At 64.8% G+C, this 23,871-nt stretch carries 18 protein-coding genes and 1 riboswitch; of the genes, 9 read left to right on the forward strand and 9 right to left on the reverse strand.

Annotated features, from left to right (window positions below; genetic code table 11):
* The first annotated feature begins 210 nt into the window (after nt 1–210).
* Together PALO_RS13105 and PALO_RS09830 are read left to right on the forward strand one after the other, a co-directional pair.
* Nucleotides 211–582, forward strand: a complete 372-nt coding sequence (locus PALO_RS13105) for a hypothetical protein (protein WP_004810293.1) — start codon at nt 211–213, stop codon at nt 580–582.
* A 19-nt stretch (nt 583–601) separates the two neighbouring features.
* Nucleotides 602–799, forward strand: coding sequence for a hypothetical protein (locus tag PALO_RS09830; RefSeq protein ID WP_015583419.1), 198 nt, complete (start codon nt 602–604; stop codon nt 797–799).
* 244 nt (nt 800–1,043) lie between these two features.
* Here PALO_RS09830 and PALO_RS09835 read toward each other — a convergent pair whose 3' ends face one another.
* The 4 genes from PALO_RS09835 to PALO_RS09850 are packed head-to-tail and all read right to left on the reverse strand — an operon-like array spanning nt 1,044 to nt 5,797.
* The gene (locus PALO_RS09835) at nt 1,044–1,724 is read right to left on the reverse strand and encodes a LutC/YkgG family protein (RefSeq protein ID WP_015583420.1); all 681 of its coding nucleotides are present in this window, start codon (nt 1,722–1,724) and stop codon (nt 1,044–1,046) included.
* On the reverse strand, nt 1,721–3,256 hold the full coding sequence (locus PALO_RS09840) for a LutB/LldF family L-lactate oxidation iron-sulfur protein (RefSeq protein WP_015583421.1): 1,536 nt from the start codon (nt 3,254–3,256) through the stop codon (nt 1,721–1,723). The genes PALO_RS09835 and PALO_RS09840 overlap by 4 nt, the downstream gene beginning before the upstream one ends.
* A gap of 3 nt (nt 3,257–3,259) precedes the next feature.
* Nucleotides 3,260–4,066: a (Fe-S)-binding protein gene (locus PALO_RS09845; RefSeq protein WP_036909875.1), complete on the reverse strand. Its 807-nt coding sequence runs from the start codon at nt 4,064–4,066 to the stop codon at nt 3,260–3,262.
* A 42-nt stretch (nt 4,067–4,108) separates the two neighbouring features.
* The gene (locus PALO_RS09850; RefSeq protein ID WP_015583423.1) at nt 4,109–5,797 is read right to left on the reverse strand and encodes an L-lactate permease; all 1,689 of its coding nucleotides are present in this window, start codon (nt 5,795–5,797) and stop codon (nt 4,109–4,111) included.
* A gap of 407 nt (nt 5,798–6,204) precedes the next feature.
* Between PALO_RS09850 and PALO_RS09855 the strand changes: the two genes are divergently transcribed.
* Nucleotides 6,205–6,870 carry a FadR/GntR family transcriptional regulator gene (locus PALO_RS09855; protein WP_036910058.1) on the forward strand — a complete coding sequence of 222 codons (666 nt, stop codon included), beginning with the start codon at nt 6,205–6,207 and terminating at the stop codon, nt 6,868–6,870.
* Nucleotides 6,871–6,900: 30 nt separating this feature from the next.
* Here PALO_RS09855 and PALO_RS09860 read toward each other — a convergent pair whose 3' ends face one another.
* Nucleotides 6,901–7,218 (reverse strand): thiamine-binding protein, encoded by a 318-nt coding sequence (locus tag PALO_RS09860; RefSeq protein ID WP_015583425.1) that lies wholly within the window; start codon nt 7,216–7,218, stop codon nt 6,901–6,903.
* 249 nt (nt 7,219–7,467) lie between these two features.
* Here PALO_RS09860 and PALO_RS09865 point away from each other — a divergent pair, with 249 nt between their 5' ends.
* The 4 genes from PALO_RS09865 (at nt 7,468) to PALO_RS09880 (ending at nt 15,482) form a co-directional block, all read left to right on the forward strand.
* Nucleotides 7,468–9,294, forward strand: coding sequence for an NAD(P)-binding protein (locus PALO_RS09865; RefSeq protein ID WP_036909876.1), 1,827 nt, complete (start codon nt 7,468–7,470; stop codon nt 9,292–9,294).
* Nucleotides 9,295–9,309: 15 nt separating this feature from the next.
* Entirely contained in the window at nt 9,310–12,924 is a 3,615-nt protein-coding gene (nifJ, locus tag PALO_RS09870) for a pyruvate:ferredoxin (flavodoxin) oxidoreductase (RefSeq protein WP_015583427.1), read from the forward strand.
* A gap of 24 nt (nt 12,925–12,948) precedes the next feature.
* Nucleotides 12,949–13,956, forward strand: a complete 1,008-nt coding sequence (locus PALO_RS09875) for a dihydroorotate dehydrogenase-like protein (protein ID WP_015583428.1) — start codon at nt 12,949–12,951, stop codon at nt 13,954–13,956.
* Nucleotides 13,957–14,306: 350 nt separating this feature from the next.
* Complete coding sequence (locus PALO_RS09880; protein WP_004810282.1) at nt 14,307–15,482, forward strand: glycosyltransferase family 4 protein; 1,176 nt, start codon at nt 14,307–14,309, stop codon at nt 15,480–15,482.
* A 58-nt stretch (nt 15,483–15,540) separates the two neighbouring features.
* Here PALO_RS09880 and PALO_RS09885 read toward each other — a convergent pair whose 3' ends face one another.
* The 4 genes from PALO_RS09885 to PALO_RS09900 all read right to left on the reverse strand — a co-directional run bounded on the left by PALO_RS09885 (nt 15,541) and on the right by PALO_RS09900 (nt 21,839).
* The gene (locus PALO_RS09885; RefSeq protein ID WP_015583429.1) at nt 15,541–17,643 is read right to left on the reverse strand and encodes an ATP-binding cassette domain-containing protein; all 2,103 of its coding nucleotides are present in this window, start codon (nt 17,641–17,643) and stop codon (nt 15,541–15,543) included.
* Nucleotides 17,640–18,263, reverse strand: coding sequence for an ECF transporter S component (locus tag PALO_RS09890; RefSeq protein ID WP_015583430.1), 624 nt, complete (start codon nt 18,261–18,263; stop codon nt 17,640–17,642). The genes PALO_RS09885 and PALO_RS09890 overlap by 4 nt, the downstream gene beginning before the upstream one ends.
* A 35-nt stretch (nt 18,264–18,298) precedes the next feature.
* Nucleotides 18,299–18,402: riboswitch (TPP riboswitch) on the reverse strand.
* A 297-nt stretch (nt 18,403–18,699) separates the two neighbouring features.
* Nucleotides 18,700–21,195 carry an ATP-dependent helicase HrpB gene (gene hrpB, locus PALO_RS09895; protein WP_015583431.1) on the reverse strand — a complete coding sequence of 832 codons (2,496 nt, stop codon included), beginning with the start codon at nt 21,193–21,195 and terminating at the stop codon, nt 18,700–18,702.
* Nucleotides 21,192–21,839, reverse strand: coding sequence for an NUDIX hydrolase (locus PALO_RS09900; RefSeq protein WP_023033283.1), 648 nt, complete (start codon nt 21,837–21,839; stop codon nt 21,192–21,194). The genes hrpB and PALO_RS09900 overlap by 4 nt, the downstream gene beginning before the upstream one ends.
* A gap of 126 nt (nt 21,840–21,965) precedes the next feature.
* On the opposite strand from PALO_RS09900, the gene PALO_RS09905 reads away from it, so the two are divergent.
* Both PALO_RS09905 and PALO_RS09910 read left to right on the forward strand, forming a co-directional pair.
* Nucleotides 21,966–23,348, forward strand: a complete 1,383-nt coding sequence (locus PALO_RS09905; protein WP_015583433.1) for an NAD(P)/FAD-dependent oxidoreductase — start codon at nt 21,966–21,968, stop codon at nt 23,346–23,348.
* The gene (locus PALO_RS09910) at nt 23,345–23,641 is read left to right on the forward strand and encodes a hypothetical protein (RefSeq protein WP_171023434.1); all 297 of its coding nucleotides are present in this window, start codon (nt 23,345–23,347) and stop codon (nt 23,639–23,641) included. The genes PALO_RS09905 and PALO_RS09910 overlap by 4 nt, the downstream gene beginning before the upstream one ends.
* Nucleotides 23,642–23,871: the final 230 nt, after the last annotated feature.

Genomic DNA, 23,871 nt, shown 5'->3' on the forward strand with positions numbered 1-23,871 from the left:
ACCAGCCCTGCTGAAGGTGAAGCAGCAGTCCACTCAATCCTCCTGACTGAGAGCGCTCCTCAAACGTTCTCCTACACCTTCCACGACATCACTCGGATCAGCAGCGACGGGCATGGCGGCGCTGATCTGTTTTATGCGGATTCGAACGACGAACTCGTTCAAGTTGGGCACGTCGAGCGTGCATGGGCTCGCGACGCAATCGGCCGGCCTGTGCCAACGCATTACGAGATCCATGGTAAAAAGCTCACCCAGGTCGTTGATCACAGAAGCGGTGGCTACACCTATCCAATCGTCGCCGACCCATCGTGGTCGGAAATCTGGTCCGCAATCAAGCATGGCGGATCGAAGGTCGCCAGCGCAGCCAAGTGGCTTGGCTCGAAAGCTGGATGGGTCGTTGGCAAGAGTTGGTCAGGCGTCAAGGTAATGGCCCCAAAGGGACTCAAAGCGGGGAAGTTCCTCGCGAAGAAGGTCGGACCGGGGGCCATTGTGCTCTGTGCTGCGGGAGCTGGCTGGGCTTGGTACCGCTCCGACGCACACGGCTGGGTCCGCGTTGGTGACACTGTCAGCGGCTGCCTATTCTAGTCTAAGGATATTCATCACCATGTCTCAACACTCTTTGCGCAACGCCTTCCTGGCCTTGGTCGGCTGGCTTGTCGCCGGTTTCATCGTCGTCAAAATCACCGATGCGCTCACCCACGGCACGCACTGGTGGATCTACATCCCGTTCGCTGTGATCGGCCTCGCGTCAGGGGCCATTCATGCTGCCACCGCACGTAGTAGAAGCTCGGACTCTCATTGACGCAGGCGCCTCCCGCCAGCCCCGCACGCAATACGCCCCCACCCCACGGCCCTGCCCTGCTCCCACCCCCGTGTGGTATTCGCGCTCCTGACACGGACCCGTGCCACGAGAGATGGCACCACCGGCACGCAGAACCCGCATCACCACACGCCGACACACAACCAGGCGGCCCCGGTCAAACCGGGACCGCCTGGCCTGGACGCGTGTGAACTACCTGGCGTGCCTCATCACGCCAGGGTCCGAATCACTGATCGTCCACGACGATGACGTAGAGCTGACGGGGCCCATGCACGCCATCGATACGTGCCAACTCGATGTCGGAGGTCGCCGAGCCACCGGAGATGAAGGTCAACGGGTGACCATCGTGAACCGCGGGCTTGACGATCTGTATGGCCTCCGGGACGTCGGAGACGACCTGGCTGGCCTTGATGACACACACGTGGCGGTCCGGAACGAGGGTAATGGCCCGACGTCCCTGGTCCTCGACGTGAGTCAGGACGATCGAACCAGTGTCGGCGATCCCAGCCGCCGAGGCGGTGACGACGGCGTCGGTGTCGTTGAGCTCCTCCTTGGACAGCTGGGGCTCGTCGACGCGGGCGTCGATACCGGCTCCCTTGATCGCCTCGACCCAGGACTCGTCCAGCCCAACCGGCACGACGGCGCTGTGCTCGGCGCCGGTGACCTTGAGCCCCTCAACGACGGCCTTGGGAACGTCAGCCCCCTGAACCCGCACGACGGTGGCCTTGTAGTCGATAACCTTCTCGACGAAGGTTCCGACGACGTCGTCCATCTCGATGCCAGTGCCATACTCCCACTCGACCGGCACATCAGCGACCGGGTCGGAATTGGTGATGTCCGAGCTGGCGCGACGAATCCGGGCAAGGATCTCGGTACGCGCCACCGGATCAGTGCTGATGGTGGTCATCGCTTTTCCTCCCTGTTCTTCTTCCACCAGGTACGGAACGTGTCGGTCGGCGGCGCATCGACGTCGCGGTACTTCAGCCACCGCTCGGCCACCGGCACCGGAACCGGTCCCATCTTCTTTCCGCGCAGGACACGTCCCACGCCGCGCGAGCCGACCTGGATCGCCTCGAAGTGCTTGTAGTCACTGAACGCCCACGACGCGGTCTTCATGAGACCCATCTCGCCGGCAACCTCGTAGTCCTGCGGGATCTTGTCGGCCTTCTCGGACTTGACGACCTTGTTGCGCAACTCGAGGAGGATGTCGGTGAAGGGAATCTTCACCGGGCAGACCTCGTTGCAGGCACCGCACAGGGAACAGGCGTACGGCAGACCACGATCAACCGGGTGTTCGACGCCACGCAGCTGCGGGTTGAGCACCGCACCGATCGGTCCGGGATAGACCGAGCCGTAGGCGTGACCGCCGGCCCGCTCGTACACCGGACAGATGTTGATGCAGGAGGCGCAACGGATGCACCGCAGCACCTCACGCCCGAGGGTGTCGGCAAGGACGTTGGTACGGCCGTTGTCGAGGAAGATGACATGCTGCTCCTGCGGACCGTCACCCTCGGTCACGCCGCTCCACACCGAGTTGTACGGGTTCATCCGCTCACCGGTGGCCGAGCGCGGCAGCAGCTTGAGGAAGACCTCGAGGTCGTCGAAACTCGGCAGCACCTTCTCGATGCCGACAACGGACACCAGGGTGTCGGGCAGGGTCAGGCACATACGGCCGTTGCCCTCGGACTCGACGATCACCAGCGAACCGGTGTCGGCAAGGACGAAGTTGCCACCCGAAACCGCCATCTCGGCACGCAGGAACTTCTCGCGCAGGTGCAGACGAGCAGCGTTGGCCAGCTCCGGCGGGTTTTCCGAGATGTCCTCGGGTGCCGGACGACCGTAGTTCTTCATCTCATGGAGGAAGATCTCGCGGACCTCGGCACGATTACGGTGAATGGCCGGCACCACGATGTGGGAGGGACGGTCATGTCCGAGCTGCACGATGAGCTCGGCCAGGTCAGTTTCCCAGGTCGCAATGCCCTGCTCCTCGAGGTACTCGTTGAGGTCGGTCTCCTGGGTGGTGATCGACTTGATCTTGACGACCTCGTCGACCCCCTTCTCCTTGGCGATCTGGGCGACGATGCGGTTGGCCTCCTCGCCGTCACGGGCCCAGTGGACGTGGACGCCGTTGGCGGTGAGGTTCTTCTCAGCCTCGATCAGGTAGTGATCCAGGTGACGGCCGACGCGGTTCTTGATGGCCTCGGCGGCGTTGCGCAGATCCTCCCAGTCCGGGGACTCGGAGACGCGCAGGGCGCGCTTGTTGCGAATCGTCGTGGTGGCATTGCGCATGTTCTTGCGCTGCACCGACAGATTCAGCTCATTCTTGGCGGCCTTCGAGAACTTCGGCATACCCATGTACGTACCGGGCTTGTCGGGGGCCGGGGTCAGCCGGGCGACACCGTGATTCCCGTAGGTGACGCGACGTAGTTCGGTGCTCATGGGTCAGTCCTCCTCAGTGTTGGCGAGGATTTCGGCGATGTGAATCGGCTTCACGCCCGAGTTCTGACGGGACAGCACACCACCGATGTTCATGAGGCAAGAGTTGTCGCCTGCGACGACGTACTCAGCCTCCGTCTCACGAACGTGGCGAGCCTTGTCGCTGGCCATTGCCGCGCTCATGTCGGGGTTCTTGATGCAGAAGGTTCCCCCGAACCCGCAGCACTGCTCGGCCATCGGCAGGTCGACCAGGGTCATGCCGCGGACGTTCTTGAGCAGCTCATGGGGACGATCTCCCAGCTTGAGCAGACGCTTGCCGTGGCAGGACGGGTGGTACGTCACTCGGTGCGGGAAGTACGCGCCGACGTCGGTGACCCCGAGGATGTCGACGAGGAACTCCGGCAGGTCGTAGGTGATCTGGCTGGTGTGCTCGACCTCCTTGAGCAGTCCGGAGTCGCCGGCGTGCTCGGCGAGCATCGGGTGCTGGTCGCGGACGGCAGCGACACAGGATCCCGACGGGGCGACCACGTAGTCGTAATCCCCGAAGGCCCGCACATACTGACGGACGGTGGGAATGCCCTCGTCGAAGTAACCGGTGTTGGTCGTCATCTGGCCGCAGCAGGTCTGCTCCCGCGGGAACTCGACGTTGCAGCCCAGACGCTCCAGCAGGGTGGTGACGGCCACGCCAGTCTGGGGGAACATCACGTCATTGATGCACGTGATGAACAGCCCGACGGTGATGCCCGCCCCAGGCAAACCGGGCGAGGCAGCCCTGGTACCAGGGCTCGTAGTGGTTGTCATGGTGACCTCCATTGAGGATGAACGGATGCCAGGCGGTGTCAACCGTCAGCAGAATCAGGGGACCATCCATCCGAGCACCGGGGTCGACATGAGGCCGACGATGATGCACATCAGGACGAGCAGGATGATCGAGAACTTGAAGACCTTGCGCAGGATGACCGACTCGCCGCCAGCCAGGCCGATCGCGGTGGCCGCGATGGTCAGCGACTGCGGGGAGATCATCTTGCCGACGACACCACCGGAGGCACCGGCACCGACCAGTAGGTGACGCATGCCCTCGACACCGAGGTGGGACCCGGCACCGACCTGCTGACCGACGCTGCTCTGCAGGCCGGAGAACAGGATGTTGGCGGAGGTGTCAGATCCGGTGACGTAGGTGCCGATCCAGCCAAGGATCGGGGCGAGGAACGGATAGAGCGCTCCAGCGCCAGCAATGAACATACCGAGAGCCAGGGTCTGGCCGGAATCACCCATGACATAGGCGAGGGCGACGACCAGGCCGATGGTCAGCATCGAGAACTTCATCTTCTTGGTGTTGACCCACAGCTCCTTGAAGACGTCGGAGAGGGACACCTTGTAGATGAGGCCGACGAGGATGGCGACGACGGCCAGCAGGAAGCCCGGCTGGGACAGCCACTGCCAGGTGTAGGACTGGTGGGCCGCTGCCTTGCCACCAGTGGTCATGAGGCCGGACAGGCCAGGCCAGGCCATCTTGGTGTCGGCAGTCTTGAGGCCCTCCTTGACGGCCGGGATGGCGGCGATGCCGAAGACCACGATGACGAGGATGTAGGGCACCAGGGCCATGAAGATGCGGTTGCCGGTGAGGTCGGAGGTGTCGACCTCCTGAGCCTCCACGGGCTCGGTCTCGACGGCCGGGTCCATCGGGATGCCGATGCGCTCGGCGGCCTCGCGGCCACCCTTCGGCTTCCAGGCCTTGAGGAAGAGCAGGGAGAGGGCGACGGTGACGACGGCGGCGAAGATCTCGGTCAGGTTGTAGACCGGGGTGCCGCCGACGATGATCTTGGTGACGCCGAAGACGATGCCGACGAACAGACCAAAGGGCCAGCACTCACGCACACCCTTGCGGCCGTCCATGATGGCCAGCATGAGGAAGGGGACGACGAGGCAGAGAACCGCGCAGATACGGGCGGACACCGGGGCAACCATCGAGACGTCCAGGCCGCCGGTCTTGGCGGCCATGAGCACCGGCAAGCCGACGGCACCGAAGGCCACCGGGACGGTGTTGGCGACCAGGGCGGTGACGGCACCGCGAAGCTTGCCGAAGCCAATGGCGATCAACATGGCAGCCGCGATGGCGACCGGGGCGCCGAATCCAGCAAGGGCCTCGAGCAGACCGCCGAAGCAGAAGGCGATGAGGATGCCGAGGACACGCGGGTCGTCACTGATGAGGAAGAAGGTGCGGCGCAGGTCGTCGAAACGACCGGAGATGACCGTCACCTGGTACATCCAGATGGCGCCCAGCAGAATCCACGAGATCGGGAACAGACCGTAGAGGAATCCCTGAGCACTCGAGGAGATTGCCATACCGATCGGCATGTGGAATGCGGTGATTGCCACGATGAGGGCGACGCCCCACGAGAAGAGGCCAGCCAGATGCGCCTTCCAGCGCAGCGCACCAAGGGTGATGAGCATGGCCAGCACCGGCAGCACGGCAAGGAGGGCCGAGAGCCACTGCGACCCCAGCGGGTTGGCCGATGGGGTGAAGGTCTGGAGAAGAACCATCGAAGAACTCCGTTGTTCAACCATTGCCTCCGGTCGGCGAACCGTCGGCAAGGTCGGGCCGATTTGGTCCGACCAATAGTACGGTAGGACCATTACTTACAAACGTCAAGAACTCCCGTTCAATTGGCGAACGGACGATCAACCATCTGTGCAACAAATGAGGGTTGCCTAATTTCGGACCCTTTTCAGAGTCCTTTCATGTACTCAACCCGCTTCACAAAGTTGTTGGGCATACCATGCATGTTCGGTGACAATGAAGCGACTCACCGATGAGGATCTCAGCCATGACACAGACCCGCGACGCGGACGCCAGCCAGCCAGGCGCACATCCCGGACACTGGGTGTCAGAGTCGCACCCAGAATCAGGCGCTGACACTGATGCGAGATCCGGCGGATTCTCGGTCGTCATGCATCACATCGATGACGAGATCCTCACCGGGACCTGGGTCAATGGTTCGCGCCTCCCCCCGGAACGAGAACTCGCCGCCACCCTGGGCGTCAGCCGGGGAGCAGTCCGGGAAGCCATCCGCGCCCTGGAGGCCCTGGGAATTCTGACCTCGGGCACCGGTCGAGGCAACGGAACGCGCGTCGATGCCCATCCTTCCGACGCCATGGGCCGCATCCTGCGCCTGCAACTGGCCCTCGACGTCGTCTCCTTCGCCGACCTGACCGAGACCCGCGTGGCCCTGGAGAAGGCTGCCTGCGCGGCGGCAGCAAAGGTCCGCGCCCCCGGGCCACTGGCACGAGCCACCGACCTCCTCGGTCAGATGCATGACGCCATGCAGCCGGACTCCTTCAACACCCTCGACACCGCTTTCCACGTCGCCCTCGCCGAGGCTGGGGACAACCGCCTCATGAGCGATCTGACGATGGCCATCCGCGAGGCGGTACACCTGCCCATCCTGGAGGCAGAGCATTCCCTCATCGGGTGGGACAACTGGCGTGACGGCCTCGTCTGCGACCACGAGGAGATGCTCACCGCGATCGAGAACGGCGATCCGATTCGGGCAGCCGAGGTCACCGAGGCGCACATTCGCAACGCCTACGAGACCCTGCTGCTCGGACGGGACTGACGCCGCGCCAGTCCCGCTCGGCCAGTGTCCTCAGCCCTGCTGCTTGTCGAGCTGAGCCTGCAGGCGCTCGAGCTTGGCGTCCATCTCACCAGTGCGTCCGGGGCGGATGTCGGCCTTGAGCACCAGCGACACCCTGGTGCCGTACTGGGCAACCGCTTCGGTAGCTTCCTTGACGACGCCCATGACCTCGTCCCACGAGCCCTCGATCTCGGTGAACATGGACGAGGTGTGGTTGGGCAAACCGGACTCGCGAACGACGCGAACGGCAGCAGCCACGGCATCGGAGACGCCACCGTTTTCCCGCGAAGCTCGGCCACCGCTGGGTACAAGACTGAAGGCAACGATCATGCCCCCAGTCTTGCACCGCTCACCCACCACCCAACCAACCTCGCCGGGAGCACCACACCGAGCGCCGCAGAGCGTGAACACCATTAATTTTCGATACGCCAAACGTGCGTTATTACGTCATTGTCACAAGGTTTAGGAAAACATTCCTGCACCAAATCTCATTCCTCATACCCTGCCGTGCACGACCTTTCACACGTGGTCTAACATCGATTGCAGGTTCGCTTGTGAACCCCACATTCACGATCCGAAATGCCGCATTTCCAACAGGAAGAGCCAGGTATGAGCGCCGAGACCACGACGAGTGACACGACCGTCACCGACAACCAGAACGGGTACGTCATCAGGGAGAACCAGGACATCGCCGCACGTCCTGACCTCGCCCGCACGACAGGTCGCGTCACCCCGACCCGCACCCGCAGACCCGTCTACCTCGACATGCTCCCTCCTTGTAATGCCGGTTGCCCGGCGGGCGAGAACATCCAGGAATGGTTGCGTCTCATCAAGGCCCATGAAGAGGAGAAGGCATGGCGTCAGCTCACTGCCGACAACCCCTTCCCTGCCATCCACGGTCGTGTCTGCTACCACCCCTGCGAGGTGGCCTGCAACCGCGCCGACCTCGACGGCGCAGTGTCCATTCACTCCGTCGAACGTTACCTCGGTGACCTCGCCATCGAGAAGGGCTGGAAGTTCATCAAGCCCGTCGATGCCTCCGGACACCGCGTCCTCGTCATCGGGGCCGGCCCCGCCGGCCTGTCCGCCGCCTACCACCTGGCCATGCTCGGCCACGACGTCGAGATTCACGACGCCGGCGACAAGGTCGGCGGCATGATGCGCTACGGCATCCCGGAATACCGGCTACCCCGCGAGATCCTGGATGCCGAGATCGAGCGTCTCACCGATCTCGGCATCCAGATCGTCCTCAACCACCCCGTCAACGACCTCATGGAGGAGAAGGCGAAGGGACGCTTCGACGCCGTCTTCGTGGCCATCGGCGCCCACCTGTCCAAGCGCGTCGACATCCCGACCGTGGACGCCTCCCGCATGGTCGACGCGGTGAGCTTCCTGCACAACGTCGCCGCTGGCGAGAAGCCCCTCATCGGTCGTCGCGTGGCCGTCTACGGTGGCGGCAACACCGCCATGGACGCCGCTCGGGTGGCCAAGCGACTGGGTGCCGAGGAGTCCATCGTCGTCTACCGCCGCACCGCCGAGCAGATGCCGGCCCACGCCGAGGAGCGTGAGGAGGCCGAGCGCGAGGGCGTCCAGATGAACTGGCTGCGCACCATCACCGACGTCGGGGACGACCTGACAGTCGAGGTCATGGAGCTCGACGAGAACGGCAAGCCGCGTGGCACCGGACGTTACGAGAAGCTCGAGGCCGACACCGTCATCCTGGCCGTCGGACAGGATGCCGACACCGGATTCCTGCACAAGATGCCCGGCATGCGATTCCGCAACGACGTCGTCGACGTCAACCCCTCGACCCTCATGACCGACGTTCCCGGTATCTTCGCCGGTGGCGACACCGTCCCCTCTGAGCGCACCGTGACGATCGGTGTCGGCCACGGCAAGCGTGCCGCCCGCCAGATCCATCTGTGGCTCAACCGCGAGTCCGGCTATCCGGCCCCCAAGAACACCACAGTCGGTTTCAACGACCTCAATCTGTGGTACTTCGGTGACCACCTGCGTCGTCACCAGCCCGAGCTCGACCCGACCCAGCGTGTCGGATTCGACGAGGTCGTCGGCGGTCTCGACGACGAGCAGGCCCACTTCGAAGCCGGACGATGCCTGTCCTGCGGAAACTGCTTCGAGTGTGACGGCTGCTTCGGCTCCTGTCCCGAGGACGCCATCATCAAGCTCGGCAAGGGCCACCGCTACGAATTCGACTACGACAAGTGCACTGGATGCGCCACCTGCTTCGACCAGTGCCCGGTCCATGCCATCGAGATGATCCCCGAAGGCACCGATCCGGCAACCGTGCAGGGGTCCGGCAACCCCACCCCCGGATGGGCAGTGCGTCCTGAACCCAATCCACAACGGTCAGCTTCGATGAAGTTCACCGTCGACTCCGAGAACTGAGAAGGAGGACTGACCATGGCAACTAGCTCCGACTCCCGCGTCCGCACCATTGCCGACGGCAACACCGCCGCCGCCTCGGTCGCCTATCGCTGCAACGAGCTGTGCTCGATCTACCCCATCACCCCGTCCTCCCCGATGGCCGAGACCGCCGATGAGTGGTCCGCCGCCGGACGGAAGAACATCTGGGGCGACATCCCCACCGTCATGGAGATGCAGTCCGAGGGTGGCGCCGCCGGCGCCATGCACGGCGCTCTGCAGGGCGGCGCCCTGAGCACCACCTTCACGGCCTCCCAGGGCCTGCTCCTCATGATCCCGAACATGTACAAGATCGCCGGTGAGCTCACCAGCACGGTCTTCCACGTGGCCGCCCGATCGCTGGCTGCCCAAGGCCTGTCGATCTTCGGTGATCACCAGGACGTCATGGCTTGTCGTCAGACCGGATTCGCCATGCTGTGCTCCTCGACGGTGCAGGAATGCCACGACCTGGCCCTCATCGCCCAGGCCGCGACGATGCACTCCCGGGTGCCCTTCATGCACTTCTTCGAGGGCTTCCGCACCTCCCACGAGCTCAACGTCCTCGAGATGTTGTCAGACGACGACATTCGTCACTTCATCACTGACGACCTTGTCCACGCCCACCGGGAGCGCGCCCTGTCTCCGGCCCACCCGTTCATCCGTGGCACCGCCCAGAACCCCGACACCCACTTCCAGGCCCGCGAGGCCGCGAACAAGTACTACGAGAGCGTGCCGGGCATCGTCCAGTCCCTCATGGACGAGTTCGCCCAGGTCGTCGGACGCCAGTACCACCTCGTCGAGTACCACGGCGATCCCGAGGCCACCGAGGTCATGGTCTGCATGGGTTCCGGCGCCCGCACCATCGAGCGCACCATCAACCGTCTCAACGCCCAGGGACACAAGCTCGGCCTCGTCGAGCTGCACCTGTTCCGTCCCCTCCCGGCCGCCGAGATCGTCAGGGCCATCCCGGAGACGGCCCGCACCGTCGCCGTCCTGGACCGCACCAAGGAGCCCGGCTCCAACGGCGAGCCCCTCTTCCTCGACGTGCTGGCCGCCCTGTCCGAGGCCCACTCCCGTGGCACCCGCAACAACATGCCGATCGTCTCGGGCGGCCGCTACGGCATCTCTTCGAAGGAGTTCACCCCCGGCATGGTCGCCGGCATCGCCGCCGAGCTGGAGCTGGAGCAGCCGCGTCCCCGCTTCACCATCGGCATCGAGGACGACGTCACCGGCCTGTCCCTGCCGTGGGAGCCCCTCGACATCGAGGATCCCAAGACCATCCGCGCCGTCTTCTACGGCATGGGTTCTGACGGCACCGTCGGCGCAAACAAGAACACCATCAAGATCCTCGGCTCAGACCCCAACACCTACGCCCAGGGCTACTTCGTCTACGACTCCAAGAAGTCCGGATCGAGGACGACCTCCCACCTGCGCTTCGGACCCGACCCGGTCGAGGCCCCTTACCTCATCAGCCAGGCCGGATTCATCGGTATCCATGCCTGGGGAATCCTGGAGTCCATCGACGTCCTGACGATGGCTCGCGAGGGCACCACCGTCCTGCTGAACTCCCCCTATGACGCCGACGAGGTGTGGGACAAGCTGCCTGACACCATGCAGCGTCAGGTCCTCGAGAAGCACCTCGACCTGTGGACCATCGACGCCCTGTCCGTGGCCCGCAAGGTGGGTCTGCGCAACCGCACCAACACCATCCTGCAGACCTGCTTCTTCGCGATCTCGGGTGTGCTGCCCAAGGACGAGGCGATAGCCAAGATCAAGGACTCGATCCAGAAGACCTACGGCAAGAAGTCTCAGCAGATCGTCGAGATGAACCACGCTGCCGTCGACGCCTCCCTGGAGCATCTGCACCAGGTCAAGGTGCCTGAGCGGATGACCGCCAACCACAGCCTCATCCCGGCCGTGCGCGAGGACTCCCCGGAGTTCGTCAAAAACGTCACTGCCCGCATGATCGAGGGATTCGGCGACCTGCTGCCTGTCTCGGCCCTGCCCGACGACGGCACCTACCCCGCCGGCACCACCAAGTACGAGCAGAGGACGCTGTCCGACGTCATCGCGACCTGGGAGCCCGAGGCCTGTATCCAGTGCGGTAACTGCGCCTTCGTCTGCCCGCACGGCGTCATCCGCGCCAAATACTGCTCACAGTCCCAGCTCGAGGGAGCCCCGGAGTCCTTCCAGTCCGCCGAGCTCAACGCCGCGGGTCTGCCGGAGTCCCGTTACACCCTGCAAATCGTCCCCGACCAGTGCACCGGCTGCGGCCTGTGCGTCGAGGCCTGCCCGGCCCACCCGGTGGGCGAGCCCGACCGCAAGGCCATCAACCTCGAGGAGCATCTCGACAAGACGGTCCAGCGCGAGAACGTGAGGTTCTTCGAGACCATCCCGGTCAACGACCGCTCCCGTGTCGACTTCGCCACCGTGCGAGGCACCCAGTTCCTAGAGCCGCTCTTCGAGTTCTCCGGAGCTTGCTCGGGTTGTGGCGAGACGCCGTACGTCAAGCTCATCACCCAGCTCTTCGGCGACCGCGCCGAGGTGGCCAACGCCACCGGCTGCTCCTCCATCTACGGCGGTAACCTGCCGACGACCCCGTGGGGCAAGAACGCCCAGGGCCGTGGCCCGGCATGGTCGAACTCCCTGTTCGAGGACAACGCCGAGTTCGGCCTGGGCATGCGGATGGCCGCCAACGTCCAGACCGACCTGGCCAGGCGTCGGCTCCAAGAGGTCTCCGACCAGCTCGACCCTGAGTTCGTCGACGACCTGCTGCACGCCCCACAGCTCACCGAGCACGATCTGCAGCGTCAGCAGCGTCGGGTCAAGCAACTGCAGGCCAAGCTCTCCGACATGGAACAGACCCCGGCGGTGCGCGACCTCATGAGCGTCGCCGATCACCTGCTGCGTCGCTCGGTGTGGATCATTGGTGGTGACGGTTGGGCCTACGACATCGGTTCGGGCGGCGTTGACCACGTGCTCGCCTCCGGACGCGACGTCAACGTTCTGGTTCTCGACACCGAGGTGTACTCCAACACCGGTGGCCAGGCGTCGAAGTCGACCCCGCTGGGTGCCGTCGCGAAGTTCGCGTCCGCCGGCAAGCCGACCGCCAAGAAGGACATGGCCATGCAGGCCATCGCCTATGGATCGGTGTACGTGGCTCGCGTCGCCCTGGGAGCCGATCCACAGCAGACCCTGCGGGCCTTCCGCGAGGCGGAGGCCTACCCGGGCCCGAGTCTCGTCATCGCCTACAGCCACTGCATCGCCCACGGCTACGACCTGCGCAACGGCCTCGATCAGCAGTACAAGGCCGTCCACTGTGGACACTGGCCGCTGATGAGGTACAACCCGGTGTTGGCCGATGAGGGACGCAACCCGTTCCTGCTCGACTCTTCCAAACCCGACAAGACGTGGCGGGAGTACACCAAGCTGGAACTGCGTTACCGGATGCTGGCCAAGGCCCACCCGGAGGAGGCCGAACGTATGCTGGATCTGGGTCAGCGCCAGGTGGAGCGTCGTTATGCCGAGTACGCCGAGATGGCTTCCCGTACTGCCGAGGACTTCGCCGTCGATGCCCGTATGTCCCAGCTCGCCGCTTCATCCAACCGCGCCTGACAGCCCACGAAGGAATGACGTTTCATGAGTGATCTTCACACCAGGTACATGGGGCTCACCCTGAGGTCACCGCTGGTGGCCTCGGCCGGCCCCATCCAGCAGAAGGTCGACGGGGTCAAGGCCCTCGCCGACGCCGGGGTCGGAGCCATCGTCATGTACTCCCTGTTCGAGGAGCAGGTGAGGCATGAGGAGGCCCGACAGGCCGAGATCGAGTTGGAGTACATGGACTCGTTCGCCGAGTCGCTGAGCTTCTTCCCGACCGTGGCCAGCAACGAGGGCGGTATCACCGAGCGCTACCTCACCCATCTGGAGGCCAGCGCCAATGCCGTCGACATCCCCATCATCGCCTCGCTGAACGGCGCGACGAACGGTGGTTGGGTCGACACCGCGAAACGGATGGAGGATGCCGGCGCCGCGGGCATCGAGTGCAACATCTACATGGTGCCCGGTGACCTCGAGCAGTCCGCCGAAGAGGTCGAGGACCGTCACGTCGAGATCGTCCAGGCAGTCAAGGATGCCGTGACCGTCCCGGTGGCCGTCAAACTCTCGCCGTTCTTCTCGGCCCTGGGCAACATGACCACCCGTCTGGACGCCGCCGGGGCCGACGCCCTGGTGATGTTCAACCGCTTCCTGCAGCCCGATATCAACATCGAGAAGATGCAGGTCGAGCCCGGTGTGTGGCTGTCCTCCCCGGCCGACGCCCGCCTGCCGCTGACGTGGATCGCCGCCCTGTCGGGTCGTATCAATGCCTCGTTGGCTGCATCGTCGGGTGTCGAGACCGCCGATGATGTCGTCAAGTACCTTCTTGCCGGCGCTGACGTCGTCATGACCACTTCGGCGCTGGTGCGCCACGGTGCCGGGTATGCGGCCGAACTGCAGAAGGGCCTGGAGTCCTACCTACAGCGCAAGGAGCTCGGCCTCGACAAGCTGCGCGGCATGCTCGCCATCCCGGCCGACGCCTCGACCGCCGAGTACGAGCGCAACGGTTACGTCGCGGCCCTTGAGAAGGCCAAGACGACCTACGGATCCTGAGCGAATTCACGGCTGAGGGGCCGGTGGCCAATGCCACCGGCCCCTCGTTCTGTGCCATCCCTCGTCGTCGCCACCCACACTCGTGTGGTGATCGGGGTGTTGACAAGGCCAGCTGCCACCTCACATAGCAATCCCCCGGGTCGTAACCGCAATTACCACAGGCACGTCGGGTGTCGCCCACTCTGCTGCCAGATCCCATCTGACGAGGCCATATGTCGTCGTGACATGATCGGGGCCGGCGACAACAGTCACCGGCCACGGTCATCCCACTATCACGGGTGGAACGAGCATGACAGGGACGCGGATGAACGCCCGGTAAGGTTGTCCGCACGAGACGTCCAGGAGGAACGATGCCCCAACGCAAGGTCAGCGTGATCAACCACTACGCCTTCCCACCGGGGTCGGGTGGCATCACCCGCAACTTCGACATGTTCTCACGATTGCGCGGCTGGCAGCCCCACTTCTACGCCGCCAACATCAACCACACCTCTGGCGAGAGGATGACCGTTGACGACCCGCGTTACACCCTCGTCCCGATTCCGGAGTACAAGGGCAACGGGGCCAAGCGTGTCCTCGGCTGGATCGCCTTCGCCGCCGGTGCCGGCGCCCGGACGCTGGTACGCCCGGCCGACGTCATCTTCGCCTCCTCCCCACAGATCTTGGCCCCAGCCGCTGGCATGGTCGTCGCCGCTCTGCGTCGCAAGCCCTTCGTCGTCGAGGTGCGCGACCTGTGGCCGGATTCGCTGGTCTCCGGCGGCGCCCTCAAGGAGGGATCGGCCCTTCACAAGGTGCTCCAGGGGCTGGAAAAGACCATCTACGCCCATGCCCGCCAGATCGTCGTCGTGACGAAAGGCTGGGAGGACCACTTCCGCGAGCTCGGCATCAACGTCGACAAGGTCACCGTCGTCCCCAATGGCGCCGACCTGGCCGAGTACGAGGTCAACGAGTCCCGCGAGGACCTGCGCAAGGAGTTCGGCATCGAGGGATTCACCGCGGTGTTCTCCGGCACCCATGCCAACTACGTCGGGCTGGACCTCATCGTCGACGCGGCCCGTCGTCTGCCGGACGTCAACTTCCTCCTCGTCGGTGCTGGAGCTCGCAAGCAGTGGGCCATCGACGAGGTGAAGAAGCTGGGACTGACGAACGTCAAGTTCCACGACCAAGTACCCAAGTCCGAGCTGGTGCGCATCCTCTCGGCCTGTGACGTCGGTTTGCACACCGTCTCCCCGCAGTCGGTCTTTGACAAGGGCATGAGCCCCAACAAGCTCTACGACTACATGGCCGCCGGACTGGCCGTCGTCTCGAATGCCAAGGTGCCGATCCGCGACGTCATCAGTGACGACGAGGTGGGCGCCTGCGTCGATCCGACCGAGCTCGTTTCTGGGATCGAGCGGGTGCGTGACGCCGACGAGTCCACCATGAAGCGTTGGCACGAGCGGGCCCGCGAGCTCATGACGAACAAGTACTCCCTGCAAGCATCGGTCGACAAGCTCGAGACGGTGCTGGAGAAGGCGCTGTACCGATGACGTCGGAAACGAGCGGCTGGGGTGGGCAACCCCAGCCGCTCTGCATCGTCGGAGTCCATCACCCCAGCAGTGCCGCTGCAATGGCCGGGACGGCGATGACGAGGACAGCCAACGCGACTCCCCACAGGTCTCGTGTTCGCCAGCGCGACTCGACGGCGTAGGTACGACGAGTCGCCGTCGCGAAACCGCGAGAGTCCATGGCCCGGCTGAGCACCTCTGACGACCTCATGGCGTACAGCACCATCGCGAATGTCATCGAGGACAGGTACTTGACCCGAGATGACAGGGAGTACGTCGGCCCCATCCCGCGCAGGCGGCGCACATCGGACTGGACGCGCCACTGGTCGCCCAGGTGACCCATCCGGATCACACCTGCCACCGACGCCACCACCGGGCGCTGCGGAAGGTGGGTCTGCTGAGCCAGGGCGTCGCCGAACCGGGTGGGATCGACCGCGGCCGAGGCCAGTGCGCCCGGCAGGACGAAGACGAGGATCCTCAGCCCCTGACGGGTCGCCTCACTCCACACCGCTGGGTTCGTGAACCCGTTGTGGAGCAACAGGGTCGTCCAGACCAACATCACCGCAGCGATGAGGACCGGAATCGTCCGAACCGCCAGGGGCTTGACGCGGCGGGAACACATCGGAGCCATGGCGACGGCCGGGATGAGCCCGATGGCGCCGATGAGCGGAGATCGCACGAAGAGGGACCCGACAATGCCCGCGACGGCGATGAGGAGGACGACGAGAGGGTTGACCGTCGTCAGGAATGCCGACTTCCCCTGGGGGTTCTCGTCCGGGGCAGGATCCGGATCGCGGTACGAGGCGACGTCAACGACCTCGTCAGCCATCTCGATGAGCTGGGGGTCGTGGGCGGAGACGACGACGGCAACCCCGGAGTCCGCCGCGGCGCGGATGGCCGCCAGGACACTGGCACCGCGGTCGTCGTCGAGGCCGACGGTCGGCTCGTCGAGGAGCAGCAGGTCGGGTTTCTGAGCGAGTGCCGCCGCGATGGCGAGGCGCCTCTTCTCCCCGCCCGAACAGGTCATGGGGTGGGAGTCAAGGATCGGCTTGAGCCCGAAGGTCCTGACGAGGTCCCGCAGATCGGCATCCTCAGGGACCATGGGCGAGGCGAATAACTCGTCAGCAGCTGTGCGGGCGACGAGGTAGTTCTCCGGGTTCTGCGGCACCCAGGCGGTGTGCTCGGGCTGGGGGAGGGCGAGCTCGCCGGCAGCAGGGTCGTCAAGCCCGGCCAGCAGCCTCAGCAGGGTGGACTTGCCGATCCCGCTAGGCCCTGACAGGACCGTGACGTAACCGCGTCGGGCCGACATCTCGACGCCACGAAGCAGCACGTCGTCAGACTGCGGACGGTGAGCATCGAGGGCGACGGCCCGAGCGACTGCCTCGCCGGGAGTAGCGGGGTGCCACGGCACTTCGGTGGGCTCGCGCGAGTCGAGGTAGTCCTCGAAATCCCAGATCCGTTTGAGGCTGCCGTGATCGGTCAACTCGACAACCTGGTCGAGGATCCCACGCCACTGGTCCGGATGGTGGTCGACGACGAAAACCGTCCGGTCGTGGGCCATCCTGGCGACCTCGTCGCGAATCGCGCTGGCCGATTCCTCGTCGAGCATCGAGATCGGCTCGTCGAGGAGGAGAAGACCGGGGTCGGTGGCCAGGATTCCGGCGATGACGAGACGCTGCATCTGCCCGCCCGACATCTTCGTGGTGGAGTGGTCACAGGGAATGGTGAACCGGGCACGGCGTCGGGAGTCCTCGACGATCGGCCAGATCTCCTCGCGGGGAACGCGATGATTCTCCGGACCAAAGGCGATGTCACGTCCACAGGTCGCGGCGACGACGGAGTGGATCGGCTCCTGCTGCAGCAGACCGACGCTGTCGTCGCCCCACGTACTCACTTGACCCGTCAGGTCGTGACTCTCCTCCTCCAGCAACCCTCCGACGGCGTGCAGCAGGGTCGTCTTGCCAGCACCCGAAGGCCCTGTGACAAGCACCCTTGCGCCAGCCGACAGGTGGAGGTCGATGGGCCCGAGGATGGGAGCGTCGCGGCCCGGGACGCCGACAGTCAACCCCTCGACATCCACTGGCACCGCCCGCCGAGCGGAGACGTCGTCAGCCTGGTCAGTACGGGCCAAGACGTCAGTCATGACAGATTCCGTGCCGACGCCGTACTCCGCTTTCCTCCATGCAGTTCACGAGAAACCGCGAAGGGGTTGAGGGCGCCGGCGGCCGCCAGGCCGCGGACGATACCCCACGCCAGCAGACCGCCGAGCAGGGCTCCGGAGACGACCATGAGGATGAGGTAAACGACGGTGTCCCCGAAACGGAACATCGGGTAATAGGAAATACGTTCGTAGATACCCTCAGCGATACCGGTGAGAGCTCCGGCAACCATGGCGAGCTTCGGTCCAGCCTTGCGATAGGCGACGGCGAGCAGGCACAGCTCCATCGGCAGAGCCTGGATGAGACCCGAGATGAGGGTCCCGGCTCCCCACTGACTGCCAAGGGCGGCCTCAATGGATGCAGCGAGGACCTCCGCGAGAAGGGCAGCGCCGGGTTTGCGGACGATGAGGCCGGCGATGAGGGCGGGTAGGAACCAGATGCCGGCGAGAATACCCTCGGCCGGCAGGTACACCGAGGCCACCGGCTTGAGAAGGCTGTAGAGGGCGCCGTAGCCGAGGAAGATGACACCGAATGCCACCGCAATCATCACCGGAGTGACGATGTCAATGGTGCGGTACCGCATGGCAGGTTTGTCGTTGGTCATGGAAATCCTTCCGTCCCTTCGGAAGGGGGCGCACATGCGCGAAGAGCCCGACTCCCTACGCCGGTCCTAACCGGTTCAGGTTCGAGGGTCTGGGCGGTGCCCACTCTCAGCATCCGATGATGCTCCCCTGTCGTTGAGAGCCATCGTAGTCGCGGTTGGCGGGAAGTCTCCACCCACAACGGGTTCGGCGATCCTTGCGCGGGGCTCGGATGTCGTCGGGCGGGGTCCGTAGCCCGGACCTCGACGATGTCGGATCCCGACTCCTGGTGGAAATCGGGGTCATGAACCCCCGTCGTGCCATCTCCCGTAGCAGCTTTCACCGTCAGAACCCCGATCTCCACAAGGTTGCGGGTGGACCGGGACGGGAAGGGACACGTTGCTTGGGAACACGTCCTCAACTCCCGGGCTCAGCGTGGGTGCTGGACATGGCCCGCCGTCAGCTATGCCCCAACGCCCGATTCGTGCGCTTCGTGGGCATGGCTGTCAGTGGGTCCTCGGGCCAGGGATGTTTGGAATAACGTCCACGATTCTCCGCTCGCACCGAGGGGTAGACGTTGGCCCAGAAACTGGCGAGATCGTCGGTGACGGCCAACGGACGTCGGGCTGGGGACAACAGATGGAGCACCACCTTCACGCGGCCGTCACAGATCATCGGGCCGTCGGTCCACCCGAAACACTCCTGGAGCTTCACCGCGAGCACCGGAGCAGCGTCACTGCCGGGTTCCGGGTAGTCAACGCGGATTCGCGACCCGCTGGGGACCGTGACCGTCTCGGGGATGATCTCGTCAAGACGTGCCGATTCCTGCCACCCCAGCATCCCGCGTAGGCCAGAGGTGGCGTCACTCCCCTGCCCTGCGGCCAGGCCATCCAGATCGAGCCATTCCTCGGCGCGGGAGAGCAGAGCCTCATCACTGACGTCAGGCCAGGGGTCTCCGAGTACCTGGTGGGCCAGGGCGAGCCGACGCCTCAGGGACTCACCGTTCTTCGTCAGGCCTATAACCTCGAGCCCGCGGGATCTCACTTCTTCCAACACCGCTCGACGAGCCTCATCACGCCCTGGCCGGACCGGGGTGGACGACAACTCGATGGCACCAAGCCGCGAAACGCGTCGACCGCGAGCCTTGCCGCCATTCCAGGTGACCGTGGTCTCGGTCGCGAGCATCGCTGCACCGGCATCCAGAGCCGCTGATTCCGCTAGCGGGACCGCTGCCCGGATGAGGGCGCCGCTCGTGACGCGGGAGGTTCGGGCAACGGCCAACCAGGGCTGCCCAAGCAACCCGGGTGGGCAGTTGCGGGGTAGTTCAACCCCGGTGCCACAAGCCAACAGATAGGACGACGACCCCTCACCACGGCTGCGAGCGATCCAACCTGGGCGAGCCAGGGAGACGACCGTGGCGACAGCATCATCGTCGGTGATGTTGGTGTCGGGGACACCGTCAGTGAGACGCGAAAGCCGGTCAGCCTCGCGACGCCACACCCTCCCATCGGGGTGACGACCAGTCCGCAGCTGGCGCCACTGCCCGACGAGGTCGACCTGTCCGTCGTCGAGGCCGAGCATGGCGACGATCTCGGCGCAGCGACGAGACCCGACAATCGGTGCGCCGTCAATCAGGGCCCTTGCCAGACGCGGGTCCACCGGAACCGTCGCGAGCTGACGCCCTCTCTCGGTGACTCGACCGTCAGCGTCAACAGCACCCAGGTCACGCAGTTCCTCCTCGGCCTCGGCCACCCGGTCCTGTGGCAATGGGGTTGGTAGGGCCATGCCTTCGCCACGAGGCGAGCCCCAGACGGCCAGCGCAAACAGCGGCGCCACAAGGTCGGCATGATCAACCTCGGGGGCCGCGTCGGCATCCATCCCAGACCAGTCCTGGGGCCGCAGGCTCCGCACCGCGACGCCAGGGCCGAGACGAGCTGCGCGTCCGGCACGCTGAATTGCCGAGGCTCGAGATTCCCGGACTGTCACCAGGCCCGTCATGCCGCGATCACGATCCAGGCGCGGTTCCCGGGACAGACCCGAATCGACGACGAGCCTCACCCCCGGCACCGTCAGGGAAGATTCCGCAACCGCCGTCGAGACGATGACACGGCGCGCATCACCTGGGTCCGACAAGGCATGATCCTGCTCACGCACCGACATCGACCCTGACAGCCCGACGATCTCGACACCGTGGAGCCGGGAGCGCAGATCCGCGACGACGTGATCGACCTCACGCGCCCCCGGCACGAAGACCAGCGCCGAACCATCCGGGTGGCGATCGAGGGCCTCGACGGTGACACTGCCAAGGTGACTGAGGAATTCGGGAGTCACACCCCGAGAATCCACAGGGGATCCCGAGGCTGGGGCCCACTCGATCTGGAGCTCATGCAGGGCCGAGGGCACCTCGACGACCGGTGCCGGCTCGTCCGCACCGAGGAGGCTCGCCCACCCAGAGCTGTCGACGGTGGCCGACATCGCCAACACCATGAGGTCCTCACGCAACTGGGCCACCTCGCACACCATCGCGACGGCGAGGTCGGCATCGAGATGACGCTCATGGACCTCGTCGAGGATGACGGCGTCAACCCCTGTCAGGTCAGGATCGCGCATCAGGCGGCGAAGGAGAACCCCGGTCGTCACGAACTCAACCCTGGTGTCGCGGGTTGTCGTCGACTCCCCGCGCACGGTGTGGGAGGCGAACTCGCCGGGGCGGGTCCGGGTGAGTGTGGAAAGTCGGCGTGCGGCGGATCTGGCTGCCACCCGTCGTGGCTGGGTGACGATGACCCGACCCGAACACCGCGATGCAACCAGCGGCGGGACGAAGGTCGTCTTGCCGGTGCCCGGTGGGGCGACGATGACCGCCCTCCCAACGTCCAGGGCTGTGGTGATCTCGTCGCAATGATCGGCAACCGGATGCCCGGAGCCTATTGCGTCGAGGTCGGGACTCTGCGTCACTGGGCCGTCCTCCACCCCTCGGTCTCCCTCTCGTCCAGGGGATCAGGGGCAGTGGCCTCGGCGACCGTGCGGTTCGTCATTGCCTCCGTGGGGGCATCCTCCAGCGACCAGTCCGTCGCCCGGATAGGAATCCAGGAATCGGCCACCCGCTCGACGATCATCGTCATGATCATGACGGCATCGGGCTCGGCCCCCGGGAGCGCGGCGAACTCGTCAGGGCTGACCCACTGAAGCTCCAGAGACTCGCCAGGACGCGGTTTCTCCGCCGGATCACCATCAGCAACCATCGCCATGGCGATGTCGGAGTGGAAGTGCCCTGGGTAGGGGCTGTGGGTGTTGAGAAGCACCGGCGTCGGGTGCATGAGGTCATGGACCCCGTCAGGAAGCCGATTCCAGGGCTGCAGGACGCTCAACTGGTCAATGTGATAGCCAGTTTCCTCGTGAAGCTCGTGAACAAGGGCCTGCCAGGGGTTCTCGGTGTGCTCGACGTGTCCGCCCGGCTGAATCCACAAATTCATCTTGCGGTGTTTGTGCACGAGGGCCTTCCACTGCCAGCCACGTGAGCTGTCAGATGGAAACCTTCTCAGGATCCACGCACTGATCGTGACGTCGTGTCCATGTGGCTGGGTGTGGAGATGTGGCATGGTCCAAGCCTGTCACGCTGCAAGCTGAAGTGCCCGGCCCCAACCTACCCATGGGGCTCACATTATTGCGAAATACAGCACATTTTTGGGACAATCAGTATGTATCACCATCATTCGGAGGATCAGATGGACATCAATACCCTGTTGTCGGACATTGGCCTGCCGGGCCTGGGTCGCATACCGGTTCTGGCGGACTCCAAGCCTCGAGTCGTGATCGTTGGTGCTGGTTTCGGTGGCTTGGCGGCCGCTGAGAAGACTGCCGAAGCAGGGTGCGACGTCACCCTCATCGACCGCAACCCCTACACCACGTTCCAGCCGCTGCTGTATCAGGTCGCGACCGGTGGTTTGAACCCAGGTGACGTCACCTACCGCCTGCGTTCCTTCGCCGCTCAGAACGGTTCTCGCACCCACTTCCGTCGTGCCTCTGTGACCGACGTCGACACCGAGAACCGCATCGTCAACGTCGACAACGGCGACCCGATCTCGTACGACTACCTCATCCTGTCCCAGGGCGTCGGAGCCAACTTCTTCGGTACCCCCGGTGCCGCCGAGCACTCGTACACCATCTACACCCGCGCATCCTCGCTGCGCGCACGCGACGCCATCTTCACCTACCTCGAGGACCTCGACACCCAGCGTGACAAGACCTTCGACGTCATCATCGTTGGTGGCGGCCCGACCGGCGTCGAGATGGCCGGCACCCTGGCCGAGATGAAGTCGATCGGCATCCCGGCAATCTTCCCGGACGTGTCCACCGACCGCGTCCACGTCACCCTCGTCGAGATGGCTGACCACCTCCTCATGCCCTTCGACCCGGCTCTGCGCCACTACACCCGTCGCCAGTTGCAGAAGCGCGGCGTGGACGTGCGCACCAAGACCGCCATCGCCGAGGTGCGCGAGGATTCGGTGCTCCTCAAGGACGGTCAGACGCTTCCTGCGGACATGGTCATCTGGGCTGCTGGCGTCGGTGCCCACAAGTCCGTTTCCGACTGGGGGTTCGAGCAGGGTCGCGGCGGCCGTATCGCCACCGATGGCACTCTCCGCGTCAATGGTCACGATCGCATCTTCGCCGTCGGCGACGGTGCCATCAACACCGAGGACCCCAAACCTCAGCTGGCTCAGCCCGCCATCCAGGGCGGCGAGTGCGTCGCCCGTCAGATCGTCCACCTCGAACTCGGCGAGCCGCTGGAGAAATTCGAGTACCAGGACAAGGGCACCATGGCGACAATCGGCCGCAACTCAGCCGTCGTCCAGCTGTCCGAGAAGCTGAAGTTCACCGGTATCAGCGCATGGCTGACCTGGGTGATGGTGCACATTTACACCCTGTTGGGCGGTCGTAACCGTCTGCAGGCCATGATCAACCTCGGCGCTCGTTACATTGCGTTCCATCGCGAGGCCGGAGCCATCGTCGGCGATGTCCTCACCGAGGAAGGCAAGGAAGACAAGAACAAGAACGCTCTTCGCGACGATGACGAGAAGGGCGCCAAGCCCATCGACGGGAAGAAGTGATGCGCATGAGCAAGCTCGAGATCAATCCTGAGGAGATCGACAAGGGAACCCTGATTGCCGTCACGGTGGCTGCAGTCGCCGTCGCCGGGATCGCACTGGTGGCAGTGCGCAAGGGACCCAAGGACAAGAAGACGGGATCCCACGATCCGTCCTTGTTCGAGAACCTGTCCAAACGCAAGCCTGCCGGCGGACGGAGGGCTCGCCGTCGCGATCCGCGAGCCGACGGCCACGCCACCCCAATGGGTGGCACCGGGCGTGTGTCGACCGCCCCGGCCTTCTACTCCTACAAGTGACGATTCACTGACGGTGGGGTGACGCGAGAGCGTTGCCCCACCGTTATTCGTAGGGCCGGTAAGTCCGGGTCCCTCGCTCCCGTGCCTCGAGCCATGAGATGAGCGTTCCCCCTCCTGTGGCAATGGGGTTCCTGATGGTCGGCGGTGCAGCGCCACATTGCAGATGGGTTCATCGAAACCCCATTTTCCACAGCGGGACAACGCGAAGGTCAGGCTGGGCTGGGGACGCA

This window comes from Cutibacterium avidum 44067, from assembly GCF_000367205.1.
Lineage (GTDB): Bacteria > Actinomycetota > Actinomycetes > Propionibacteriales > Propionibacteriaceae > Cutibacterium > Cutibacterium avidum.